The sequence below is a fragment of the Anaeromyxobacter sp. Red801 genome (genome assembly GCF_049201065.2).
GTDB lineage: Bacteria > Myxococcota > Myxococcia > Myxococcales > Anaeromyxobacteraceae > Anaeromyxobacter.
The window spans coordinates 2,109,388-2,129,935 of the sequence record NZ_CM181236.1 but is presented as its reverse complement, the minus strand read 5'-3'; the positions used below and the strand labels follow the sequence as shown (position 1 = coordinate 2,129,935).

21 protein-coding genes and 1 tRNA gene are annotated in these 20,548 nt (G+C 76.5%); 5 read left to right on the top strand and 17 right to left on the bottom strand.

Translation table 11 applies throughout. From position 1 onward, the window contains the following. Positions 1-19: 19 nt before the first annotated feature. From ACOQFB_RS09775 to ACOQFB_RS09755, 5 genes are all read right to left on the bottom strand, one after another. Positions 20-2,314 (bottom strand): sensor domain-containing diguanylate cyclase, encoded by a 2,295-nt coding sequence (locus ACOQFB_RS09775; RefSeq protein WP_059437770.1) that lies wholly within the window; start codon positions 2,312-2,314, stop codon positions 20-22. Beyond that, the gene (locus ACOQFB_RS09770) at positions 2,311-2,610 is read right to left on the bottom strand and encodes an FtsB family cell division protein (protein WP_421610933.1); all 300 of its coding nucleotides are present in this window, start codon (positions 2,608-2,610) and stop codon (positions 2,311-2,313) included. The genes ACOQFB_RS09775 and ACOQFB_RS09770 overlap by 4 nt, the downstream gene beginning before the upstream one ends. Positions 2,611-2,730: 120 nt before the next feature. Continuing rightward, a complete protein-coding gene (locus ACOQFB_RS09765; protein ID WP_421610934.1) occupies positions 2,731-3,777 on the bottom strand; it encodes an HlyD family secretion protein in 1,047 nt (348 codons plus the stop codon). Positions 3,778-3,779: 2 nt separating this feature from the next. Next, positions 3,780-5,369 carry a DHA2 family efflux MFS transporter permease subunit gene (locus tag ACOQFB_RS09760; protein WP_494492549.1) on the bottom strand — a complete coding sequence of 530 codons (1,590 nt, stop codon included), beginning with the start codon at positions 5,367-5,369 and terminating at the stop codon, positions 3,780-3,782. After that, the gene (locus tag ACOQFB_RS09755; protein WP_421610936.1) at positions 5,366-5,974 is read right to left on the bottom strand and encodes a TetR/AcrR family transcriptional regulator; all 609 of its coding nucleotides are present in this window, start codon (positions 5,972-5,974) and stop codon (positions 5,366-5,368) included. Before ACOQFB_RS09755 ends, ACOQFB_RS09760 begins: the two co-directional genes overlap by 4 nt. A gap of 149 nt (positions 5,975-6,123) precedes the next feature. Here ACOQFB_RS09755 and ACOQFB_RS09750 point away from each other — a divergent pair, with 149 nt between their 5' ends. After that, positions 6,124-7,119 (top strand): FAD:protein FMN transferase, encoded by a 996-nt coding sequence (locus tag ACOQFB_RS09750; RefSeq protein WP_421610937.1) that lies wholly within the window; start codon positions 6,124-6,126, stop codon positions 7,117-7,119. 7 nt (positions 7,120-7,126) lie between these two features. Here ACOQFB_RS09750 and ACOQFB_RS09745 read toward each other — a convergent pair whose 3' ends face one another. From ACOQFB_RS09745 to ACOQFB_RS09705, 9 genes are all read right to left on the bottom strand, one after another. Continuing rightward, a complete protein-coding gene (locus tag ACOQFB_RS09745; protein ID WP_421610938.1) occupies positions 7,127-7,666 on the bottom strand; it encodes an Aq_1264-related membrane protein in 540 nt (179 codons plus the stop codon). After that, the gene (locus ACOQFB_RS09740) at positions 7,659-8,135 is read right to left on the bottom strand and encodes an Aq_1264-related membrane protein (RefSeq protein WP_059437777.1); all 477 of its coding nucleotides are present in this window, start codon (positions 8,133-8,135) and stop codon (positions 7,659-7,661) included. Before ACOQFB_RS09740 ends, ACOQFB_RS09745 begins: the two co-directional genes overlap by 8 nt. Beyond that, positions 8,132-8,686, bottom strand: coding sequence for an FMN-binding protein (locus ACOQFB_RS09735; RefSeq protein WP_059437778.1), 555 nt, complete (start codon positions 8,684-8,686; stop codon positions 8,132-8,134). The genes ACOQFB_RS09740 and ACOQFB_RS09735 overlap by 4 nt, the downstream gene beginning before the upstream one ends. Positions 8,687-8,695: 9 nt before the next feature. After that, entirely contained in the window at positions 8,696-10,018 is a 1,323-nt protein-coding gene (locus tag ACOQFB_RS09730; RefSeq protein WP_421610939.1) for a putative porin, read from the bottom strand. Between the two features lie 69 nt (positions 10,019-10,087). Beyond that, positions 10,088-10,765, bottom strand: a complete 678-nt coding sequence (locus ACOQFB_RS09725; protein WP_421610940.1) for a metal-dependent transcriptional regulator — start codon at positions 10,763-10,765, stop codon at positions 10,088-10,090. Beyond that, the gene (locus ACOQFB_RS09720) at positions 10,762-10,980 is read right to left on the bottom strand and encodes a hypothetical protein (protein ID WP_059437781.1); all 219 of its coding nucleotides are present in this window, start codon (positions 10,978-10,980) and stop codon (positions 10,762-10,764) included. Before ACOQFB_RS09720 ends, ACOQFB_RS09725 begins: the two co-directional genes overlap by 4 nt. Positions 10,981-10,989: 9 nt before the next feature. After that, complete coding sequence (gene feoB / locus ACOQFB_RS09715) at positions 10,990-13,056, bottom strand: ferrous iron transport protein B (RefSeq protein WP_421610941.1); 2,067 nt, start codon at positions 13,054-13,056, stop codon at positions 10,990-10,992. Next, positions 13,053-13,556 carry a Fur family transcriptional regulator gene (locus tag ACOQFB_RS09710; protein WP_011420620.1) on the bottom strand — a complete coding sequence of 168 codons (504 nt, stop codon included), beginning with the start codon at positions 13,554-13,556 and terminating at the stop codon, positions 13,053-13,055. The genes feoB and ACOQFB_RS09710 overlap by 4 nt, the downstream gene beginning before the upstream one ends. A 98-nt stretch (positions 13,557-13,654) precedes the next feature. Beyond that, positions 13,655-14,263 carry a HEAT repeat domain-containing protein gene (locus ACOQFB_RS09705; protein WP_421610942.1) on the bottom strand — a complete coding sequence of 203 codons (609 nt, stop codon included), beginning with the start codon at positions 14,261-14,263 and terminating at the stop codon, positions 13,655-13,657. Between the two features lie 83 nt (positions 14,264-14,346). Here ACOQFB_RS09705 and ACOQFB_RS09700 point away from each other — a divergent pair, with 83 nt between their 5' ends. Next, on the top strand, positions 14,347-15,927 hold the full coding sequence (locus ACOQFB_RS09700) for a helix-turn-helix domain-containing protein (RefSeq protein WP_494492548.1): 1,581 nt from the start codon (positions 14,347-14,349) through the stop codon (positions 15,925-15,927). Positions 15,928-15,967: 40 nt separating this feature from the next. Next, on the top strand, positions 15,968-16,282 hold the full coding sequence (locus ACOQFB_RS09695) for an FmdB family zinc ribbon protein (protein WP_421610963.1): 315 nt from the start codon (positions 15,968-15,970) through the stop codon (positions 16,280-16,282). Here the strand turns inward: ACOQFB_RS09695 and ACOQFB_RS09690 are convergent. From ACOQFB_RS09690 to ACOQFB_RS09680, 3 genes are read right to left on the bottom strand one after another with little or no spacing between them, the layout of a single operon-like run. Beyond that, positions 16,279-17,853 carry a sensor histidine kinase gene (locus tag ACOQFB_RS09690; protein WP_421610964.1) on the bottom strand — a complete coding sequence of 525 codons (1,575 nt, stop codon included), beginning with the start codon at positions 17,851-17,853 and terminating at the stop codon, positions 16,279-16,281. The genes ACOQFB_RS09695 and ACOQFB_RS09690 overlap by 4 nt on opposite strands. Then, positions 17,850-19,124, bottom strand: a complete 1,275-nt coding sequence (locus ACOQFB_RS09685) for an ABC transporter substrate-binding protein (protein WP_421610965.1) — start codon at positions 19,122-19,124, stop codon at positions 17,850-17,852. Before ACOQFB_RS09685 ends, ACOQFB_RS09690 begins: the two co-directional genes overlap by 4 nt. 25 nt (positions 19,125-19,149) lie before the next feature. Then, positions 19,150-19,512, bottom strand: a complete 363-nt coding sequence (locus ACOQFB_RS09680; RefSeq protein ID WP_059439411.1) for a hypothetical protein — start codon at positions 19,510-19,512, stop codon at positions 19,150-19,152. Positions 19,513-19,637: 125 nt separating this feature from the next. Here ACOQFB_RS09680 and ACOQFB_RS09675 point away from each other — a divergent pair. After that, positions 19,638-19,721 (top strand) — tRNA-Leu (locus ACOQFB_RS09675). A 100-nt stretch (positions 19,722-19,821) separates the two neighbouring features. Beyond that, positions 19,822-20,547 (top strand): tetratricopeptide repeat protein, encoded by a 726-nt coding sequence (locus tag ACOQFB_RS09670; protein ID WP_059439410.1) that lies wholly within the window; start codon positions 19,822-19,824, stop codon positions 20,545-20,547. Position 20,548: the final 1 nt, after the last annotated feature.

Sequence of the window (20,548 nt, the reverse complement as noted above, 5' to 3'; positions counted from 1 at the left end):
CGCCGCGGAGGCCCCGCCGTCACACCGCCGCGCGGCGAGGGGCGCGCAGGCTGGCCGCCGAGACGCTCTGGTTCCGGCCGTGCCGCTTGGCGTGGTAGAGGCAGGCATCGGCGCGCTCGATCAGCGCCGGCTTCTGGGTGCCGTCGTCGGGGAAGGTCGCGACCCCCAGCGACAGCGTGACCTTGAGGGGACCCTGCTCGGTCTCGAAGACGAGCTGGCCGACCTTCTCGCGGATGCGCTCGGCGATGACCATCGCGCCCCCGGTGTCGGTCTCCGGCATGACGATGGCGAACTCCTCGCCGCCGTAGCGGGCCACCACGTCGGTGCCGCGCGCGGCCCGCGCCAGCGTCCTCGCCACCCCGCGCAGCACCTGGTCCCCCACCGGGTGGCCGTACGTGTCGTTCACCGACTTGAAATGGTCGATGTCGCAGAGCAGCAGCGAGGTCCGCTTGCCGTAGCGCTGCGCCTGGCCCAGGTGCGCGTCCAGCCGCTCCTGGAAGGTGCGGTGGTTGGTGAGGCCGGTGAGGCCGTCGGTGGTGGCGAGCCGCTCGGTCTGGTCGAACAGGCGCGCGCGGTCGATGGACTGCGCCGCGTGCATGGAGATCACGAGCAGCTGCTGGACCGCGTCGCGGCCGTACGCGCCGGCGCGCTTCGCGCCCAGCACCAGCGCGCCGATGGAGCGCTCGCCCACCTTGAGCGGGAAGATCTTGAGCGAGGCGAGGCCGCGCAGGCACACCGAGCCGAACACGCGGGTCTTGGCCGGGTCGAGCGCGTTCACCGGGAGCACGTCGTCGATCTTGATGGCGGAGGAGACGAGGCACCCGTCGCCCATCGCGAACTCGAGGTCGTCGAGGCCGGCCGCGCCGGTGCGCTCCCCCTCCCCGCCCGCCACGCGGACCACGCGCACCTTGGACGGATCCACCTCGTCGCGCAGCGCGACCGCGGCGAAGTCCACCGTGACCATCTCCGACGCCACGCCCACCAGCGCGTCGTAGACCTCCGAGAGCTTGCGGGTGCGGTTCAGCCGCTCGATGGACCGGTAGAACCGGTCCACCTCGGCGCGCGTCTGGCGGACGTCCTTCATCAGCCGCTCGGCGCCCACCGCGCGCAGGATCTCGGCGGCCAGCGTGACGAGGAGCTTCTCCTCGGCCTCGCTGAACGGCGTCGGCTCCATCCGGTCCACCAGCACCACGCCGCGCACGTGGCCGCCGCGCGGGTCCACCAGCGGCGCGGCGAGCAGCGCCTTCGGCCGCGTGCCGTCGGCGTAGTAGCTGACGGCCTTCACCTCGCCGTGCAGCCGCACCGGGGAGCGCCGCCGCACCGCGCCGCCGAGCGGGCCCTCCCCGGCCGGCAGCGGCTCGCGGCCCACCGCCTCGCTGGGCGAGCGGCAGTCGAGCAGCGTGAGCGTCTTCTCGTCCTCGCTCAGCCAGAACAGCGCGCAGGTGTGGCAGCGCAGGGCGGCCACCGCGACCTCCAGCGCCCCGCCCACCGCCGCCTCGATCTCGATGACCGCGCCCTCGCTCCAGCGGCGCTCGCGCTCGGCCGGATCCTGCGCGTCGTCCGGCGCCGCCACGCTCAGGCGGAACGCGCGCGCCAGGTGGTCGATCTCCTTCATGCGCCGCTCGATGGCGAGCCGCTCGTCGCGCCGGCTGGCCGCGACCTGCCCGGCCAGCACCGCGTAGTAGAGCACCGCGAACACGGTGACGAAGCCGGCGTGCACGACCGCCTCGGGCAGGTCCACCACCCGCGCGCCGCGCCCGGCCCACAGCAGCGCCTCGAGCGTCACCGCCAGCGCCACCAGCCCGGCGCCGACCCCCGGGGCGAGGAACGCCACCAGGAACGCCATCACCAGGTAGACCACCGGCTGGAACGCGGACTCGGCGTGCCCGAAGCTCGCGCTCTGCGCCACCGCGTACGCCGCCACCACGAACAGCGAGCCCAGCTCGAGCTGCTCGCGGTAGCCGGCCTGCTCCCCGGCGGCCGCGCGCGCCACCCGGCGCCACACCAGCGCGCCGAGCGCCACCGCCAGCACCGCCATCGCGGCCACCTGCCCCCAGCCCGCGGCGGACTCGAAGCCGCGCAGCGCCACCAGCGCGCCCACCGCCACCGTGACCAGCGCCGGCAGGCTCCGCACCGCGAAGCGCGCCGCCCGGCGGCGGGCGATGGGGCCGGCCAGCCCCGCCTCGCCGAGCAGGAGCGCGTACGCGCGGATGAGCAGGGGCCGCGAGCGCTGCAGCGCCAGCCGGCGGCGCACCGTGGGCGTGGCGCCCACCGGCGCGCGCACCGGCGGCAGCGCGGGGAGCGGCTCGCTCACGGGGCCCCTCCGCGCTCGGCGCCCAGCCAGTAGACCCGCTCGCCGGGGCGGATGTAGCGGAGCTCCTCCCGCACGGCGCGCTCGAGCGCGGCCGGCTCGGAGCGGAGCGCCCGGACCTCGCGCGCGAGGCGGGCGTTCTCGGACGCCAGGCGCTCGTTCTCGGCGCGCATCTGGTCGACCTCGCCGGCGAGGCGCAGGTGCTTGCGGAGGCCGGACGGATCGGCGGCGGAGAGGGCCGCCAGCAAGGCGACGACCCCCACGTACACGCCCCACCTGCGTCCGCGCGTCACGGCCATTCGGCTGCCTCGCCGCGACCGTAGCAGCCGGAGGGGACCCGTCCAGAAATCGGCCGATGTCTGGACGGCCCGCGGGTGGGCGGGTGTGGGGGCCGGCGGGGCGAGGGCGCAGCCCTCGTCCTACTTCGTGTGCACCGTCACGAAGGCCGAGAGGCCCGCGCGCAGCGGCAGGTCCGCCGGCACTGCGTCCCAGGCGATCCGCACCGGGACGCGCTCGACCACCTTGACGAAGTTCCCGGAGGCGTTGTCCGGCGGCAGCAGGGCGAACCGCGCGCCGGTGCCGCCGGAGATGCTCTCGACCTTGCCGTGGAGCGTGCGCCCGCCGTACGCGTCGATCTCGACGTCCACCGGCTGGCCGGGGCGGATGCCGCCGGTCTGCGTCTCCTTGAAGTTCGCGACCACGTAGGTGCGGGCGGGCACGAGCTGCCCGAGGCTCTGGGCCGGCTGCACGATCTGCCCCACCCGCGCGGCGAGGCGCGAGACGCGGCCGGAGGCGGGCGCGCGCACCTCCGTGTAGGAGAGCTGCAGGCGGGCCAGGTCCACCGCGGCCTGCGCCGCCTCGACCCGGGCCTTCGCCAGCTCGCCGCTGGCGAGCGCGGCGGCGTACTGCGCCCGGTTGGCGCCGGCGCCGGCGCGCGCGGTGGCGCCGGCGATGCGGGTCGCGTCGTAGCGCTCGGTGGCGATGGCGTCGCCGGCCTTCAGCTCCTCGGCCCGGCGCAGGTCGAGGGCGGCCTTCTCGGACTCCGCCTCGGCGCGGGTCACCCCGGCGCGCGCGACCGCCACCTGCGCCTCCGCGGCGGCCGCCTGGGCCTGGGCCGTCGCCAGCTCGGCCTCGGCCTGGCGGACGCGCACCTGGTAGTCGGCCGGGTCGATGCGGACGATCGGCTGCCCCTGCCGCACCTGGGCGTTGTCCGCCACCAGGACCTCGGCGACCGGGCCGCCCACCCGCGGCGCGATCGCGACGACGTCGGCCTCGACCTGCGCGTCGTCGGTGCTCTCCTCGCCGCGGGTGAGGAGCGCGTGCGCGCCGAGCGCCAGCGCGGCGACCCCCGCGACCAGGCCGGCGCCCACCAGCACGCGGCGCCGGCCGCCCGGGCGCGCCGGGGCGTCCGCCGGCGCGGGCGGCGCGCGCACCTCGTGGAGCTTCGGATCGGCGGGAGGGGTCATGGTCACAGCTCCATCTCGGCGTGGACCTTCTCGCCAGGCCCGTGCCGGTTCACCTTGAGGAAGAACAGCAGCGGCAGCACGCACAGGAACAGGACGCCGGTGACGAACAGCACGTGCTCGAAGGCGATCACCATCGACTGCTTGCGGACGATCCCGTCGAGGGCGCGGAGCGCGGCCTCCCGCGCCGACACCGGGTCGAAGCCCTTCTGCGTGAAGAAGGCGCCGAGCTGCGCGAGCCGCTCCTGCACCTCGGGCCGGTCCGGGGTGAGGTGGCTCGCGACCGCCGCGCGCGCGGTCACGCCCGAGCGGTCGAGGATGGTCGCGAACACCGCCAGCCCCATGGACGCGCCGACCTGGCGCAGCAGCGAGTTGAGGCCGGTCGCGTCGGCAAGCCGCTCGCGCGGGATGTTCGAGAGGGCGGCGGTGGTGAGGGGGACGAACAGGAAGCTGAAGCCGACGCCCTGGATCAGGATGGCGTGGACGATGCCGGAGGAGGTGCTCGCCAGCGTGATGCGGGAGACGTCGAAGGAGCCGAGCGACACCAGCACCACGCCGATGGCCACCAGCAGGCGCGGCGAGACACGCGAGTAGAGCCGGCCGACGACGGGCGTGACCAGCATCATCACCAGCACGCGCGGCATGAGCGCGAGGCCGGACTGCATCGCGGTGAAGCCGAGCAGCTCCTGCATGAAGAGCGGCAGCAGGAACATGCTCGCCATCAGGATCGCGAACATGACCGCGCCGATCACCGTGCCCGAGGTGAACACGGTGTCGCGGAACAGCCGCAGGTTCACCGCCGGCACCTTCGCGACCAGCTCGCGCCACACGAACAGCGCGAGCGCCACGGCCGCGACCGCGGCCGCCGCGGTGATGGTGCGCGACTCGAACCAGTCGTCCCGCTGGCCCTCCTCCAGGAAGTACTGGAGCATGGCCAGCCCGACCGCCAGCAGCGCGATGCCGAGCCAGTCCATGTTCCGGCGCTGCTCGGCCGCCGCGGCCGCGTTCGCGGCCCGGATGTCCTCCGGCTCGTGCACGAAGCGCCAGACCATGAACAGGCCGAGCGCGCCGACCGGCAGGTTGATGAAGAAGATCCAGGACCAGTGGAAGTCGTCGACGATGTAGCCGCCCAGCGTCGGGCCGACGGCGGGCCCGACCATCACGGCCATCGCGAACAGCGCCATGGCCATGCCCTGCTCCCTGGGCGGGAAGGTCTGGCGCAGGATGGCCTGCTCGGTGGGCTGCAGGGCCCCCGCGCCGAGCCCCTGGATGGCCCGGAACGCGACCACCTGGCCGAGGCTGGAGGCCATCCCGCACAGCGCCGAGCCCGCCACGAACACGAACAGGCTGGCCATGTACACGCGCTTCTGGCCGAACAGCCGGCCCAGGAACGCGGTGAGCGGCATCACGATCACCGTCGCGATGGCGAAGCCGGTGGTGATCCAGGTGATCTCCTGCACGGTGGCGCCGACCGCGCCCCGGATCTGCGGCAGCGCCACGTTCACGATCGACGCGTCGATGGCGCCCATGAGCGTGCCGAAGGTGACCGACACGGTCACCAGCCACTTGTTGACGGGGGGCCGCGCGGCGCTCACCGCCCCGCCCCGCGCAGGAACGCGTCGAGCACCGCGTCCACGAAGCCGTCCCAGCTCCCCTGCCGCTCGAGCGTGCGCACCACCAGCGCCCGGGTGATCCCCAGGAACGCGACCGCGTGGACGCCGTGCGCGTCCGGCCGGAGCTCGCCCGCGCGCACGCCGCGCCGGACGATCGCCTCCACCCGCCGCGTCAGCTCGGCCTCGAGCGTCACCGGCGGCCGCGCCCGCGCCGGCCCCTCGCCGGCCTGCGCCAGCACCGCCAGGAACGGGCCGCGCGCGATCGCGTGCTCGCGCACGCCCTCCAGGAAGCCGCGGAGCTGCTCGCGCGCTGGGCGGCCCTGGGCGGCGGCCAGCGCGGCGTCCACGCGCGCGAGGAGCGCCTCGCGCCCGGTCCGGCACAGCGCCTCCACCAGCGCCTCGCGGTCGGCGAAGTGGTTGTAGAGCGTGCCCACTGCGACGCCCGCGGCGGCCGCGATCCGCTCCATCCGCGCCGCGTGCAGCCCGTCCTCCCCGAAGACGCGCTCGGCCGCGGCGAGGATGGAGCGCGCCGTCTCCTCGCGGAGCCGCTCCCGCAGCCGGGGGACCTCCTGGGAACGCGTGCTCATCGGGCTGAATCCAGATTCATCTGGTGAACCCGCGATCTAGACATCTCGCCGCACGCGGTCAAGTGCCACGGGGGCCGGGCCCGGGGGACCGCCGGCGCGCGGCGAGGCCGGTGGCGGGCCGGCGGAGCCCCGGATATCCCTAACGTTCCGTGCCCGCCCTCCCCGCCCTGCTCGCCCTGCTGTCGCTCGCCCCTCCCCTGGAGGGCGAGCTCCGGGAGTCGCGCCCCGGGATGGGAACCCTGCTCACGGTCGCGGTGGTGGCGCCGCCGGAGCGCGCCCGCGCCGGGATCGACGCCGCGTTCGCGGTGTTCGACCGCGTGGACCGGGTGATGAACGAGTGGCGCCCCGACTCGCCGCTCTCCCGGCTCAACGCCCGCGCCGGCCGCGGCTGGGTAACCCTGCCCGCCGACCTGTGCGAGGTGCTCCGGATCGCCCGGCGCGGCGCCCGCGAGACCGGCGGCCTGTTCGATCCGACCTGGGCGGCGGTCTCGGAGCTCTGGCGGTTCGACGGCACCGAGCAGGCGCCGCCGCCCGACGAGGCGGTGCGCGCGCGCTGCGCGCTCGTCGGCTGGCGCGGCCTCGAGCTGCGCGCGCGCCGCGGCGGCCCGGGGTGCGAGGCGCGCCTGCTGCGCGCCGGCATGAAGGTCGGCCTCGGCGGGCTGGCGAAGGGCTGGGCGGTGGACCGGGCCGCCCGCCGCCTCCGCGCGCTCGGGCTGCGGGACTTCCTGCTCCAGGCGGGCGGGGACCTGTACGCGGCGGGCCGGCGCGGCGGCGCGCAGTGGCACGTCGCGATCCGGGACCCGCGCGGCGGCCCGCTCGACGCGATGGCCGCGCTCGACGTCTCCGACCGCGCCTTCTCGACGAGCGGCGACTACGAGCACGCCTTCGAGGCGGGCGGCCGGCGCTACCACCACCTCATCGACCCGCGCACCTGCCGCCCCTCCCCGGCGAGCCGGGCGGTGACGGTGCTGGCCCGGACCGCGGTGGAGGCCGAGATCCTGGGCAAGGCGGCGTTCCTGGAAGGCGGCGAGGCCGGGCTGGCCCGCGTCGAGGCGGCCGGGGCGGCGGCGATCCTGGTGGCCGGGGACGGCGCGGTGCGGGTCTCGCCGGCGCTCGCCGGCCGGCTGGTGCGGGCGCCGGAGTGACCGGCGGTCAGTCGCGGCGCGGCGCCCCGGGCACGCGCTGCGGGCTCGCGCCGTCGGCGGCGGCGTCGCGGCGCGCGTGCGCCTCGGCCCGCTCCGGCAGGAACAGGCCGACGAGCAGCGCGGCCCAGGCGAGCAGCGCCGCCTCCAGCCCCACGAACGCGCCGATCTTCACCCAGGCGAGCCACGGCGCCACGAACCGGACGCCCAGCCCCGCCAGCGCGCCGGCCAGCGCGCAGCCGAAGGAGAGGCGCACCAGCGCCGCGTACGGCCGCGGGCGGAGCGCGCGGGTGAACGCGACGAGGTGCGCCACCGCGAACAGCACCAGCGGGACGGCGACGAGGTGCGGGATCGCGACCTCCAGGATGCCGCCGAGCGTCCGCGGGGCCGCGAAGCGCGCCTCCGAGCCCAGGTAGAACTCCTTCACCCGGGCCGCGGTCGTGCCGAGCTTCAGCACGAACAGCACCGCGCCGCTCGCCGCCGAGACGAGCAGGAGCGCCGCGAACGCGAGGGCGGGCGCCCGGAACGGCGCGAGGCGCGGGTCACGCACCGGCGCGCCTCCCCGGCCGCCCGTAGGTGGCCGCCACCACGGCGAGGAGCGCCCCCAGCGACCCGAGCGCCGCGATCGACGTCGCGACGCGGAGCCCGCCGGCGCCCCCGAGGCGGATCACCGCGAACGGCGCGAACAGGTCCGCGAGCGCGGCGGCGAAGGCGAGCCCGACCAGGGCCGAGCGCAGCCGCGCCGGCACGGGGCACACCGCCAGGAGCGAGCCGGCCATGAGGAGCACGAAGCCGTACAGGAACGCGCCGACGTGCACCTCCTCCCAGAGCGCCGCCGCGGGGAGCGGGTCGCCGCCGGCCAGGTACTGGTCCAGCACGCCCGCGGCGGTGAAGCCCCCCGCGGCCGCGCGCTGGACCGCGACGCCGGCCAGCGCCAGCGCCGCGAACACGAGGAAGGCGCGCACCGGCGGACGGGCCCGCGCCAGCGCGTCGGGGGTGGGCTGGACGAGGAACCTCACGGCCGCGCCCCCGCGGTCTCGCGCAGCGCCTGGAGCAGCCACCGCGACTCCTCGGCGATGCCGCGCGCCGAGAGCGTGGCGCCCGTGATGGGCGCGAGGTCGTCGCCCACCGCCAGCCGGTCCGCGGGCCCCTTCCCCTCGAGCTGCCGCAGCCACCGCTCCGGCGGCCGGTACTCCTGCGGCTCGAGGAAGGCGAGCACCGTGACCTTGCGGATGCGCCCGTCCGGCTCGAACGCGAGGAGCAGCGTCTCGCGCTTGGTCCGGACCACGTGGCTGTGGATCACCGCGTACCCGAGCACCTCGCCGCCCCGCCGCGCCGTGTAGAACGTCACCAGCCGCTCCTTCACCCGGGCCCGCGCCAGGCGCTCGATGCGCTCGACCATCGGGTCGGTGAGCAGCACGTCGCGGACCTCCACCCGCTCCGTCCCCGGGAACGCGGACCGCACCACCGCCTCGTCCTTCGCCGGGGCCGGGCCCGCCTCGGCGGCGGCGGCCCCGCCGGCGGCGAGCGCCGCGGCGGTGGCCAGCCCCATGAGCAGCGCGCGCGCCATGGCCGCCCCCTAGAACACGAAGCCCGCGCCGACGTTCACCTGGTCGGTGGCCGATCCGGCCTTCGGATCGCGGCGCTGCCAGTCCGCCTTCAGCACCACCGTGGGGATGGGCTTGAAGGTGAGCCCCGCGGTCACCGCGGTGCGGTCGAGCCCGGCGTTCCGGACGCCGCCCGCCGGCACGCGGTCGTGCAGGTCGTAGCGCTCCACCCGGACGAACGGCGAGAGCGAGGCGGCGCCGCCGGGGGCGGCGAGCGTCAGGACGTCGTAGGCGACCTCGGCGTAGCCGCCCTTCACGCCCGAGCCCAGGACCTCGTCGCCCGAGAGGCCGAGCTGCTCGGAGACCTTCGCGGCGTCGCCGAGCCGCCCGACCACGCCCAGCACCCGGGCGCTCGCGCCGCGCCAGGCCGCCTGCGCGTGCAGCTCGGCCAGGGTCACGTCGGCGCGGATGGCCTCGCCGGCGGCGGTGCGCTCGCGCTGGTCGGCGCGGCCGCGGTAGACGGAGCCGCCCACCGTGGCGGGGCCGGCGGCGTACTCGAGCGAGAGGACGCCGGCGCCGGTGGCCGCGCGCGACTCGCCGCCGCCGCTGCGGGCCTGGCGGACCCACGAGTCCGCCTCCGGCGTCTCCTCGCCGCCGCGGAACAGGTCGAGCCCGGTGAGCAGGTACGCCTTGTAGCGGAGCCCGGCCACCTCGCCGTGCACGCCCACGCCGTTCTCGTTCCAGGTGGTCGGGATGATCAGCCGCTCGACGTCGGGGCGGAACACGCCGTTGAAGAAGGCGGGCTCGTGCATCTCGTTCACGAAGCCCATGGGGACGAGCACGTTGCCGACGCGGAGCCCCAGCGCGTCGGTGAGCAGGAAGTCGAGGTAGGCGAACTCGACGCCCACCTCGTGGCCGGCGTGCTCGAACTCGATCTCCGAGTTGAAGACGATCCGGTCGGTGAAGCGGTAGCCCACGTACAGCACCGCGCGGAGCAGGTCACTCTGGTCGCCGGTGGGACCGTCGGCCATGTTCCGGTAGGTGAGCTCGCCGTAGCCGCCGATGGAGAGCCCCTTGGGCGCGAAGTAGACCTTGGACGCGGCCGGGCCCATGCCGCCGTACGACTGGTACTCGACGTCGCGCAGCCCCAGCTCGAGCTTCAGGCGGCGCACCTCCTCGGCCAGCGTGCGGACCTGCTCCTGCGTGGCGGGGGCGTCGTCCTTCTTCGCGGCGGCGTCGCCCTGCGTGCCGCCGGCGGCGGGCTGCGGGGCCGCGGCGGGCTCCGCCGCGCGCGCGGCGGGGGCGGAAAGGCACAGGGCGAGGAGCAGGGTGCGGGTCGTGATGTTGATTGTCATTCTCATCTTGGGCTCGCGCGGGAGCCCGCCTCCGGTGTCGCTTCCGGGTGGACTGCGATGGCCGGGGCGCTAGCGCGCCTCGACCGGCTTCACGTAGATCTCGCCCGCGATCTCCGGATCGAGGGCGATGGTGGTCTCGCCGACCTCGATGACGTACGAGGGCGAGCGCTGGTGCAGGCGGACCGTCGAGCCGGGGATCACCCCCAGCGCGGCGAGCCGGTCCATGCGGTCGTGGAACTTGGGCGCGATGAAGACGATGCGGCCGGTCGCCCCCAGGTCGAAGGTGGCGAGGCCGGTCACGAGCGGGCGCACCGTGCGCTGGAACGTGCCGCAGCACGGGCCCGGCGGGATGGGCTTGCCGTGCGGGCAGGTCGGCGGGTGGCCCAGCAGCGTGCAGACCGAGTCGGTGGCCTCGGGCGAGAGGATGTGCTCGAACTCGCAGGCCTGCTTCTCGGTGGCCCCCTCCCCCAGGTCGAGCAGGTCCCGGAACAGCCGCTCGGTGAGGCGGTGCCGGCGGACCACGTCGCGCGCCTGGCGCTCGCCCTCCTCGGTGAGCGCCACCCGCGTCCCGTCGAGGCGCAGCATCCCCTCCGCCGCGAGCGCCTCGAGGTCGGAGGCGTCGGCGCCGGGCGCGTGATCGGGCGCCGCCTGCGCCAGGATGCCCGCGGCGGCGTCGCGGCCCGCCTCGCGCTCGGTGAAGACCGCCTCCAGGATCTCCTCGTTGCGGTGCGTGGTGCGGTGATTCACGGTGCGTGTCCCCTCTTCTCCTTCAGCCGGTCGAACAGCTTGCGCAGCCCGCCGGCCACGCCGGCCTCCTGCGGGAACGAGTAGCCGCAGGACGGGCAGCAGATCACCCGGCAGCCCCTGGCCATCGGGCAGCTCGGGCGGCAACCCTGCCCCTCCGCGTCGAACTCGGTCCCGCAGAGCGGGCACCTCTCGTTCCTGGCGACCACGGCGGGCACGGGCGGCTCCTAGTGCACGAGGCGCATGAGCTGGTTGACGGCGGCGCCGACGCCGAACGCGAACGGGATGATGAAGCCCATGATGGCGAGGCCGGTCTTCCAGCCGCGCTCCTTCAGGATCATGAAGAAGTTCGCGATGCACGGGACGAACAGCGTGATCGTCACCAGCGCCACCACCACCTGGATCTCCATGCTCCAGGTCATGGTGCCGGCCTGCATGTAGGGCTGGAAGTGGCGGAACAGGCCGGCGGCGGCGTAGTCGCGCCGCAGGAAGCCCAGGATGAACGCGGTGGCGGCCTCGGGCGGCAGGTCGAGCATGCCCACCACCACCGGCGCGGCGGCCCGCTCCAGCACCGCCAGCCCGTGGAAGCGGTCCAGCACCCACAGGATGAGCGTCCCGAGCACGAACAGCGGCAGCGCCTCGCGCAGGTACCACTCGATGCGGGCCGAGGTCTTCACCGCGATGTTGGAGGCCTGCGGGAGGCGGAGCGGCGGCAGCTCCAGGATGAAGTCCGAGCCGCGCCCCGGCAGCACCTTGGCCGCGAGCCAGCCCACCAGGAAGATGACGAGCAGCAGCGTCCCGACGAACCAGGCGGTGGCCCCCATCGACAGGCCGGCGGTCATGGCCAGGATCACCGCCATCTGCGCGGAGCAGGGCACCGCCAGCGCCAGCAGCAGCGTGACGATCACCCGCTCCTTCCGCGTCTCCATGATGCGGGCGGTCATGGTGGCCATGGTGTCGCAGCCGAGCCCCAGCACCATGGGCAGCACGGCCTTGCCGTTCAGGCCCATCCGCTTGAAGACCTTGTTCACCATCACCGCGAGCCGCGGCAGGTAGCCGGAGTCCTCGAGGATGCTGAACGCGATGAAGAACGTGGTGACGATGGGCAGCACGATCGCCACGCCGTAGGAGAGCCCCATCGAAACGACGCCGTACTTGCCGATCAGGAACCCGCCGTGCTCCAGCGGCGGCACCCCCGGCGGCCCGACCAGGAACGTCTGCACCGCGCCGGCCGGGACGATCCAGCGCACCAGGTGGTCGGTCCAGGGGATCAGGTACTCGTGGAAGACGGTGTTCTCGAGGAAGTCCACCGCGGTGCCGGCGCCGAAGTCGCCCACGAACAGGTAGGCGACGGCGAGCACCACCGCGAGGATGGGCAGCCCCCAGAGCGGATGGGTGGACCAGGCGCCGAGCCGGCGGGCGAACCCGCTCGCCGCCGAAGCGTCGCCCTTCGTGAGCACCGCGTCGTGCAGCCGGTCCACCGCCGCCAGCCGCTGGCGGGCGATCACGAAGCGCAGCGACTCCGGGTAGCGCGAGGCCAGCGCCCGGCGCACCTCGTCGATGCGCGCCAGCTCGACGGCCGAGAGCTTGCCGGAGACGTGCGCGCGGAGCGAGTCGTCCCCCACCAGCGCCATCACCGCCAGCGCGCGCGGGCCGATGCCGCCGCGGGGCATGAGCGGCTCGACGCGCGCGATGGCGTCCTCGATGGCCTCGTCGTAGCGCGGCCGCCACGGCGACGGCCGGGCGGAGGCGAGCCGGGCCTGGAGCGTGGCGAGCCCCTTGCGCTGCACCGCCACCGTCCGGACCACGTCCACCTGCAGCGCCTTCGTGAGCGCCGCCTCGTCGATGCGGATGCCGCGCCCCTCGGCCTCGTCCGCCATGTTGAGCGCGAGCGCGAACGGGATGCCCGCCTCGGCGAGCTGGGCCGACAGCAGCAGCCCGCGGCGCAGGTTCTTCGCGTCGCAGACCTGCAGGCAGACGTAGTCGCGCTCCACCAGCAGGATGTCGCGCGTCACCTGCTCGTCCTCGGACATCGGGAGCAGGTTGTTCGTCCCCGGCGTGTCCATCACGTGCCAGGGCCGGCCCTCGATGGTGGCCGAGCCGCGGGTCACCTCGACGGTGGTGCCGGGGTAGTTCGAGACGGTGACGTACTTGCCGGTGAGCGCGCCGAACAGCACGCTCTTGCCGACGTTGGGGTTGCCGACCAGGATCACGGACCGCGCGGCCGCCACCACCTGCTTGCGATCGAGGTCGGCCTCGTGGCGCGCGGCGGCCTCCGGGGGAGGAGGCGTCACGGGCGCGCCTCCTGGCGGGCGCGGCCCGGCGGGCGGCACCGGGCGCAGCGGCCGTAGAGCTCGAGGCGGTGGCTCTCGACCTCGAAGCCGTGCCGGCGCGCCACCATCTCCTGCAGGCTCTCGATCCGCTCGTTCGCGAACTCGATGATCTCGCCGCAGGCGGTGCAGATCAGGTGGTCGTGGTGGTCGCGCCCGGCCGATGCCTCGTAGCGCGTCTGCCCGTCGCCGAACTGCCGCGCCACCGCCAGGCCGCACTCGGCCAGCAGCTTCATGGTGCGGTACACGGTGGCGACGCTGACCCGCGGGTCGTCCCGGCGCACGCGCGCGACCAGCTGCTCCACCGTGACGTGGCCGCCCATGGCGAAGAACGACTGGGCGATGCGCTCGCGCTGCCGGGACTGCTTGAGGCCGCGCTCCTGGATGTACGCGGCGAGCGTGGCGGTGGGACCGGACACCTGCGCCGACCCGCCGCCCTCCCGCGGCCTGCTCGAGCCCTTCATCCTGTCCCGTTCGGTATTCATGTTGATAATGGTTCTCAATATCAGACCGCGCGACCAGGCACAAGCCCCAGACCGCATGCCCGCCCCGGACCGCGCGCCTAGCGCGGGATCAGGCCCCTCGCGCGCCAGAACGCGCGCCAGCGCTCCGGCGCGTCCGGGCCGTCCCCGCCGGCGTCCTCGCCCGCCAGCGCCGCGAGGGTGGCGCGCGCCTGCCGCCGCACCTCCGGCGCCGGGTCCGCCGCCAGATCCACCAGCGCCGGCACCAGGCGCTCGGAGACCTCGCGCGGGCGGTGCCGCGCCAGCTCCGCCGCCATGGCCCGGGCGTCCGGGTCGGCCGAGGCGAGCGCGCGGCCCAGGTCCACCGGCGCGTCCGGCGCCCCCTGCCCGCGCTCCAGCGCGATCCCGCCGATCACCGCCACCATCAGGACCATCAGGCCCAGCTGCACCAGCGCCTTGCCGGCCGGGTAGCGGCCGGCGCGGACCAGCGCGAAGCGGTAGGTGGCGTAGCCGGCGATGAACACCGCCACGAGCGCGGGCGGGATGGCGAGGGCGGCGCGCGGCCAGTGCCCGGCCGCCACCGCGCGCTGCAGCTCGGGGAGGCCCGCCAGCGTGAGCGCGGCGGCGACGAGCAGCAGCGCGTAGAGGATCCACCGGAGGGCGCGCACGAACGCCGGGACGCGCGCGCCGTTCGGCGCAGCAGGTGACATGCGCGGGAGTGAACCACGCGGGCGTGCCCCCGGCAACGTGATCCTTGACTCCGGAGGCCCCGTCGGCAACGTTCCGCGTCGCGATGGCCGACCTCGACGACGAGCTGCTGGAGCGGGTGGCGCGCTGGTGCGCGGAGGCCGGGCGGCAGGCCGGCACGGCGGAGATCCGCCGCGCGCTCGGCGCGCTGGGCTGGGACGAGCTGCTCATGGTGAAGGCGCTGCTCGCGGATCCGCCGCCCGCGCGGCCGCTGGGGCCGCAGGCCCTCGCGGATCTGGCGCGCGGGACCCCCGCGGAGATCGCCGCCGAGCGCGAGCGCGGCGGCATGTACCGGCGCGACGAGGAGCCGCAGGCCGCGGCGCCCGGCGCCGCCGCGCCCGCCCGCGCCCCCGCGGCGCCCCCGCGGCGCAAGGGCGCCGCGCGGAAGGCGAAGCTGGTGGTGCGGCGCGCGCGCGACCGCGCCGCCGCGCCGGAGCCCGCCCCGGCCCCTTCCCTGCCGCTCCTCGACGAGCTGCAGCTCCCCGCCGGCCGCGCCGAGCTGGAGCGGCTGGTGCGCCGGCTCGGCGCGCGCCGCCCCGCCATCCTCGCGGCCCTCGCCGCCGGCTGGCGGCGGGCCGACGGCGCGCCGGCGTCCGACGCCGACCTCGGCGCCCTGCTCGAGCTCCACGGCCTGGCCCACGCGTTCGCGCGGCGCGAGCGCGACGAGCTGCTGCACGCGGTCCGGGCCGCCGGCGGCGTGCTCTCCCGCGCCGCCGAGGGCCTCGGCCTCGACGCCGCGGGGCTGCGCGCCGCCCTGGCGCGCGCGGGCGCGGAGCGCGAGGCGGAGCGCGTGCGCGACGAGCGCCGCGCCGAGCTGCGCGCCCGGGCCACGCTGACCGAGCGCGTGCGCCTGCTGCTCGCCGACGAGCCGCGCCTCGCCGACCTCGGCCTGTTGCCGGAGTTCGAGGCCGACCTGCGCGCCCGGCTCCCGGAGCACCTGCGCGCCCTGCGCGCCTCGGGGGGGCCGCTCCGGCCCGCGCTCGGCGCGAGCCTCTCGCTGGATCGCGCCGGGGTGGACGCCCTGGGGGCGCGGCTCGGCCTCGAGCTCGGCCCGGCCGCGGGATCGTCCCCGGCGGAGTGGCCGGCTCCGGCGCGCCGCCCCGCCCGGCCCGAGCGCGGCGGTCGCGGGCCTCGCCCCGCCGGCGGGGAGCGGACCCCGCGCCGGCGCACGCCCGGCGCCGGCCGGCCGCCGGATCGCGGCGGCCGGCCGCCCCGAACCGGCGATCGCCCCGCTCGCACCGGCGCTGGAGGGCCGGATGCCCCGGCCTGGCGGCCCCGGACCGCGGAGCGCCGCGGTGCGCGCGGCGGCGGGCGCCCGCCGACCTCGGGCGGGAGCCCCCGCCCGCCCCGCTCCGGCCCCGGCGGGCCCGGTGGGTTCGGCCGGTCCGGCGGCCCCGGCAAGCCCGGCGGCTTTGGCCGGTCCGGCGGCCCCGGCAGGCCCGGTGGCTCCGGCAGGCCCGGTGGCCCCGGCAGGCCCGGTGCCTCCCGCAAGCCCGGCGGCTTCAGCCGGCCTGGGGGCTCCGGCAAGCCCGCGGGAACCGGCAGGCCCGGACCGCGCCGGCCCGGGGCGGGCCCGTCCCGGCCCCCTCGCGGCCCGCGCCCCGGCGGCGGGTCGCGCGGCCGCTGACGCTTTGACCGCCGGCGCGCCGCGCCGCTAGGATCCCGGCGTGCCCATCTACGAGTTCGTCTGCGAGGCCTGCGGCCGCATCACCGAGGTGATGCAGAAGGTGTCGGATCCGGCGCCCGCCGCGTGCCCGGAGTGCGGCGGCGGCAAGCTGGCGCGGCTGGTCTCGCGCACCACGTTCCAGCTCAAGGGCGGCGGCTGGTACTCCGACCTCTACGCCTCGGCGAAGTCGAAGCCGGCGCCCGCCGGCCAGGCACCCGCCGGCGCCGGCGCGGCCCCCGCTGCCCCGGCCAAGGCGGAGCCCGCCGCGGCCCCGGCCGCGCCTGCCGCGCCGGGCGGCGGCAAGGGCGGCGCCTAGGCCTCCTCCTCCAGCGGCGGCGGCGGCGCGATCGCCGGGAACGAGAGCGTGAAGGTGGTCCCCGCGCCCTCGGCGCTCGCCACCTCCACCGCCCCGCCCAGCCCCTCCACGATCCGCCTCACGTTGGCGAGCCCGAGCCCGAGGTGGCCGGCGCCGCGCTTGGTCGAGCCGAGGTCGAACAGCGAGGCGAGCCGCTCCGGGGGCATGCCGGCGCCGCGATCCGTCACCGACAGGAGCCCGCGCCCGCCCTCGACCGCCGCCCGGAGCCGCACCTCGGCGCCGGCCGGGGAGGCCTCGCAGGCGTTCCAGACGAGGTTGAGCGCGGCGCGCTCGAGCAGGTGGCGATCGGCCCGGATCCAGGCCTGCGCGCCGGCCTCGAGCCCGAGCGTCACGCCCTCGCGGCCGGCGTGGGGGCCGGCGGTGCGGACCAGGCTCGCCGCGAACGCGCCGAGCTCCAGCGGGACGCGCTCCGCCGCGCGCACGTCGCGCGAGAGATCGGAGAAGTCGGCCACGAAGGCGCGGAGCGCCGCCACCTCGGCGCGCAGCCCGTCCCGCAGCCGCGGCAGCGCCTCGGCGCGCCCCTCCTCCGCGAGGCGGGCGAGCTGCTGCAGGATGGCGACCCGGTGCCCGAGGTCGTGGGTCACGCCCGCCGCGATGCGGCCGGCGGTGCGCCAGCGCTCCTCGCGCTCGAGCTCGGCGAGCACCCGCTTCGACTGCGCCAGCCCCACCGCGAGCGACAGCGCCAGCGCCGCCAGCACCACCGCGGCGAGCGCCCACTGCGCCGTCCGCGCGGCGCGCGCCGCGTCTCCGGCGGGCCGCGCCACCGCGACGGCCCAGCCCGAGCGCGGCAGCCGGGCCCAGCCGCCCAGCAGCTCCTCCCCGTCCAGCCCCACCCAGTGCGTCGGGGCCGTGCCCTCGCCGCGGGCCACCCGGACCGCCACCTCCGCCTCCGGCACCCGCTCGCCGGTGAGCACCGCCGCGCGCAGCGCGCCGGCGCCGGAGGCGACCAGCCGGCCCGACTCGTCGAACGCGAGCACGGTGCCGGCGCCCCCGCCGTGCACGCGCCCCACGAAGCGCCACAGCTCGAGCAGGTCCAGGCTGGCGCAGACCGCGACGTACGGCTGGCTCGGCGCCGGCACGCAGAGGTCCTGGGCCGGGGTGAGATCTCGCGCGAGGTAGAAGGCGGACCGCACCGGCGTCCCGGCGCGCGCGCGGGCGGCCAGCGCCGGCGTGATCCGCTCGGGGAGCGCCGACGGCGGCGTCTCCGGCCCCACCCGGACGACCCGGCCCAGCCCGGGCGCCTCCAGCACCAGCTCCTCGAGCCGCTGGCCCGAGTGCGCGTCTGCGACGGACGCGGCGGCGCCGACCCGCAGGGCCTCCTCCTGCGCCGCGAGGTACGCGTCGATGCGCTCGGCGGCCTGGCGCGCCAGCTCCTGCATCGTCGCGACGGTGGACGCCTCGGCGTGCCGGCGCATCGCCTCGATGCCGACCGCCCCGAGCGCCACGATGGGCGCGACGCCGGTGAGCGCCAGCATGACGCTCAGGCGCGCCGCCACCTTGGCGCGGGTCACGGCGCGACCTCCCAGTCCGGCAGCGTGTCGAGCGCGCCCCAGCCGAACGCCGCCCCGCGGATCCGCGCGTCCACCGCGCCGGCGCGCGTGGTCCGGCAGAGGCGCACCGCCGGGCCGTCCTCGCGGAGGCGGCGGACGGCGGCGTCGGCGTCGCCGCGCGCGATGGCGGCCTCGAGCTCGGCGTCGCGGTACCCGGCCGCCGCGAACGGCGAGCCCGCGGCCCACACCTGCGCCACCACGATGGGCGGCCACACCACCTGGCGCGTCAGGACCAGGTCCGCCCCGGCGATCTGCTCCTCCACGCCGCGGCCCGCGTCGAACGGGACGATCTCGCCCCCGCGGCGGCCGAGGGCCCGCCGCAGCGCCAGGGCCCCTCGCCGCTCGCCCACCCCGTCGCCGACCACCAGGATGCGGAGCGGCTCGCCCGGCGGGATCTCGCGCGCCGGCCGCTCGGCGCCCGCGGGCGCGCCGGCCGCCTCCGCGCCGCACACCGCCGAGGCCAGCTCCGCCACCGGCAGCGCCGCCTGCAGCCGCCGGCGCTGCGCGCCGCCCAGCCGGCGCTCGTTGAGGATCACCGTCCACGCGTGCGGCCCGGGCGAGCGCATCGGCCGCAGCCCCGGGACGTCCTCGAGCAGGTCCATGGAGCGCTGGTCCAGCCCGATCATCGCGTTCACGTCGCCCCGGAGCAGGCGCGCGAGCGCGTCGCGCTCGCTGGGGAACCCGATGACCTCGACGCGCGCGATGCGGCGAGGGGCGGGCCGCACGCGCTCGAGCACCATCCGGTCGGCGGACTGCTCCACCATCCGGTACGGGCCGGTGCCCAGGGCACCCCTCGGGCCGGGGCGGAACACCGCGGTGAAGAGCAGCGCGCCCTCCACCGGCCGCCCCTCCGACGAGACCGTCACGCTACCGTCCGGCGAGGTCTCGGCCGCGAGCCCGACCGCGCGCGCCGAGCGGGCCAGGTCCTCCGGCGTCACCGCCGCGCCGTCGGAGAACGCCGCGGCCGGCTCGAGGCGGAGCCGGCAGCGCCGCGGACCGCGCCGCTCCACCACGCGCGCCACGCCGGGCCGCGGCGTGCCGTCCGCCCCGGGCGCGAGCGCGCCCTGGAACACCAGGTCGTGGGCCAGCATGGCGTGGCCTTCGCTCCCGAGCGGATCGAGCGGCGAGAAGCGCCCGACCACCGCGAGCCGCAGCACGAACGGGCGCTCCGCCGGCGGCCGCGCGCAGGCCGCCGCGAGCGCGGCCGCGAGGACGGCGAGCGCCGGGCGCACCGCGCGCCGGGGAGGCGCCGCGGCGCTACCGGGGCTTCGGCGCGGGCTTGCCCTTCTCGAACACCACCCCATCGCCGTACTTCTGCACGATCTGCTTCTTCGTCTTCAAGCCGGTCAGCTCGATGACGAAGTTGGGCACGCGGCGCGCGCGGCGGTCCGCGGCCCACCGCGAGATGTCGCCGCGGGGGCGCGTGGTGCGGGCTGCGATCGCGGCGCGCGGGCGCCGGCGGCCGGCCCGCGCGACGCCGGCCTCGAGCTGCTCCGAGAGCTGCGCGGCCGCGAGGTCGGCCACCGCGCGCGCGATGGCGACCGACGCGCGGCGGACCACGCCGTCCATCGCCTCGCGGACGATGGAGTCGATCGAATCCTGGGCTGGACGGCGGGCCATGTTGCGTCTCCTTGTGGCGATCGATTGCTCGGGTTTGCCGCCGAGCTCAATCTGGGGGGTGCATCCAGTATAGCTGCCATGTCATGCGCCAATTCCAGTTTTCTGATAGCTTGCCCCCAGTTCGCGGCCCTCTGGCGGAATGGTAGACGCGCTCGACTCAAAATCGAGCGGGGCGACCCCCCGTCCCGGTTCGAGTCCGGGGAGGGCCAAACCGTCGCGCCGCTCCCCGCCGCCGGCCCGTTTTCGCTTGCGGCGGGGGGCCGCGCGCGTGTATCGGGTAGCGGCACCCAATCCCCAGGGATCTCCGCAATGTGGAACCTCGTCATCAGCCTGGCGCTCGGCGTCGCCGTCGCCGCGGCGATCCGCTTCGGCACCGAGTTCGGCTGGGCCGCCGCCATCCTGCCCGGCATGGTGGTCGCGACCGCCGCCTACCTCGTGCTCGCCCGCCGGACCTGGAAGCGGCTCGAGGCGCTCTTCGACGCCATGCAGCGCGAGGTGCAGGCCCAGAAGTTCGACCGGGCCATCCAGACGCTGGAGTCCGGGTTCGCGCTGGCGCCCTGGCAGTTCCTGGTCGCCTCGCAGCTGCACTCGAACATCGGCATCCTCCACTACCTCCGCCGCGACTTCGACGCCGCCCTGCCGCACCTGCAGAAGAGCTTCTCGCGCAACTGGATCGCGCGCGGCATGCTGGCGGTCGCGCTCTACCGCAAGCGCGACCTGGACGGCATGAAGAAGGTGTTCCAGGACGCGACCAAGGTGAGCAAGAAGGAGGGCGTCCTCTGGTCGGCGTGGGCCTGGATCCTCGAGAAGGAGGGCGACCACGCGCAGGCCATCGCGGTGCTGGGGCGAGCGGTGGCGGCGAACGCGTCGGACGAGAAGCTGAAGTCCTCGCTGCAGGCGCTGCAGAACGGGAAGAAGCTCAAGCTCGGCAAGCTCTACGAGGAGCAGTGGTTCCAGTTCCACCTGGAGGCGCCGCCCCCGCAGTTCGCCGGCCCGGGCTTCCGCGGCGGGCGCCGCGCCATCTACGGACGGTGAA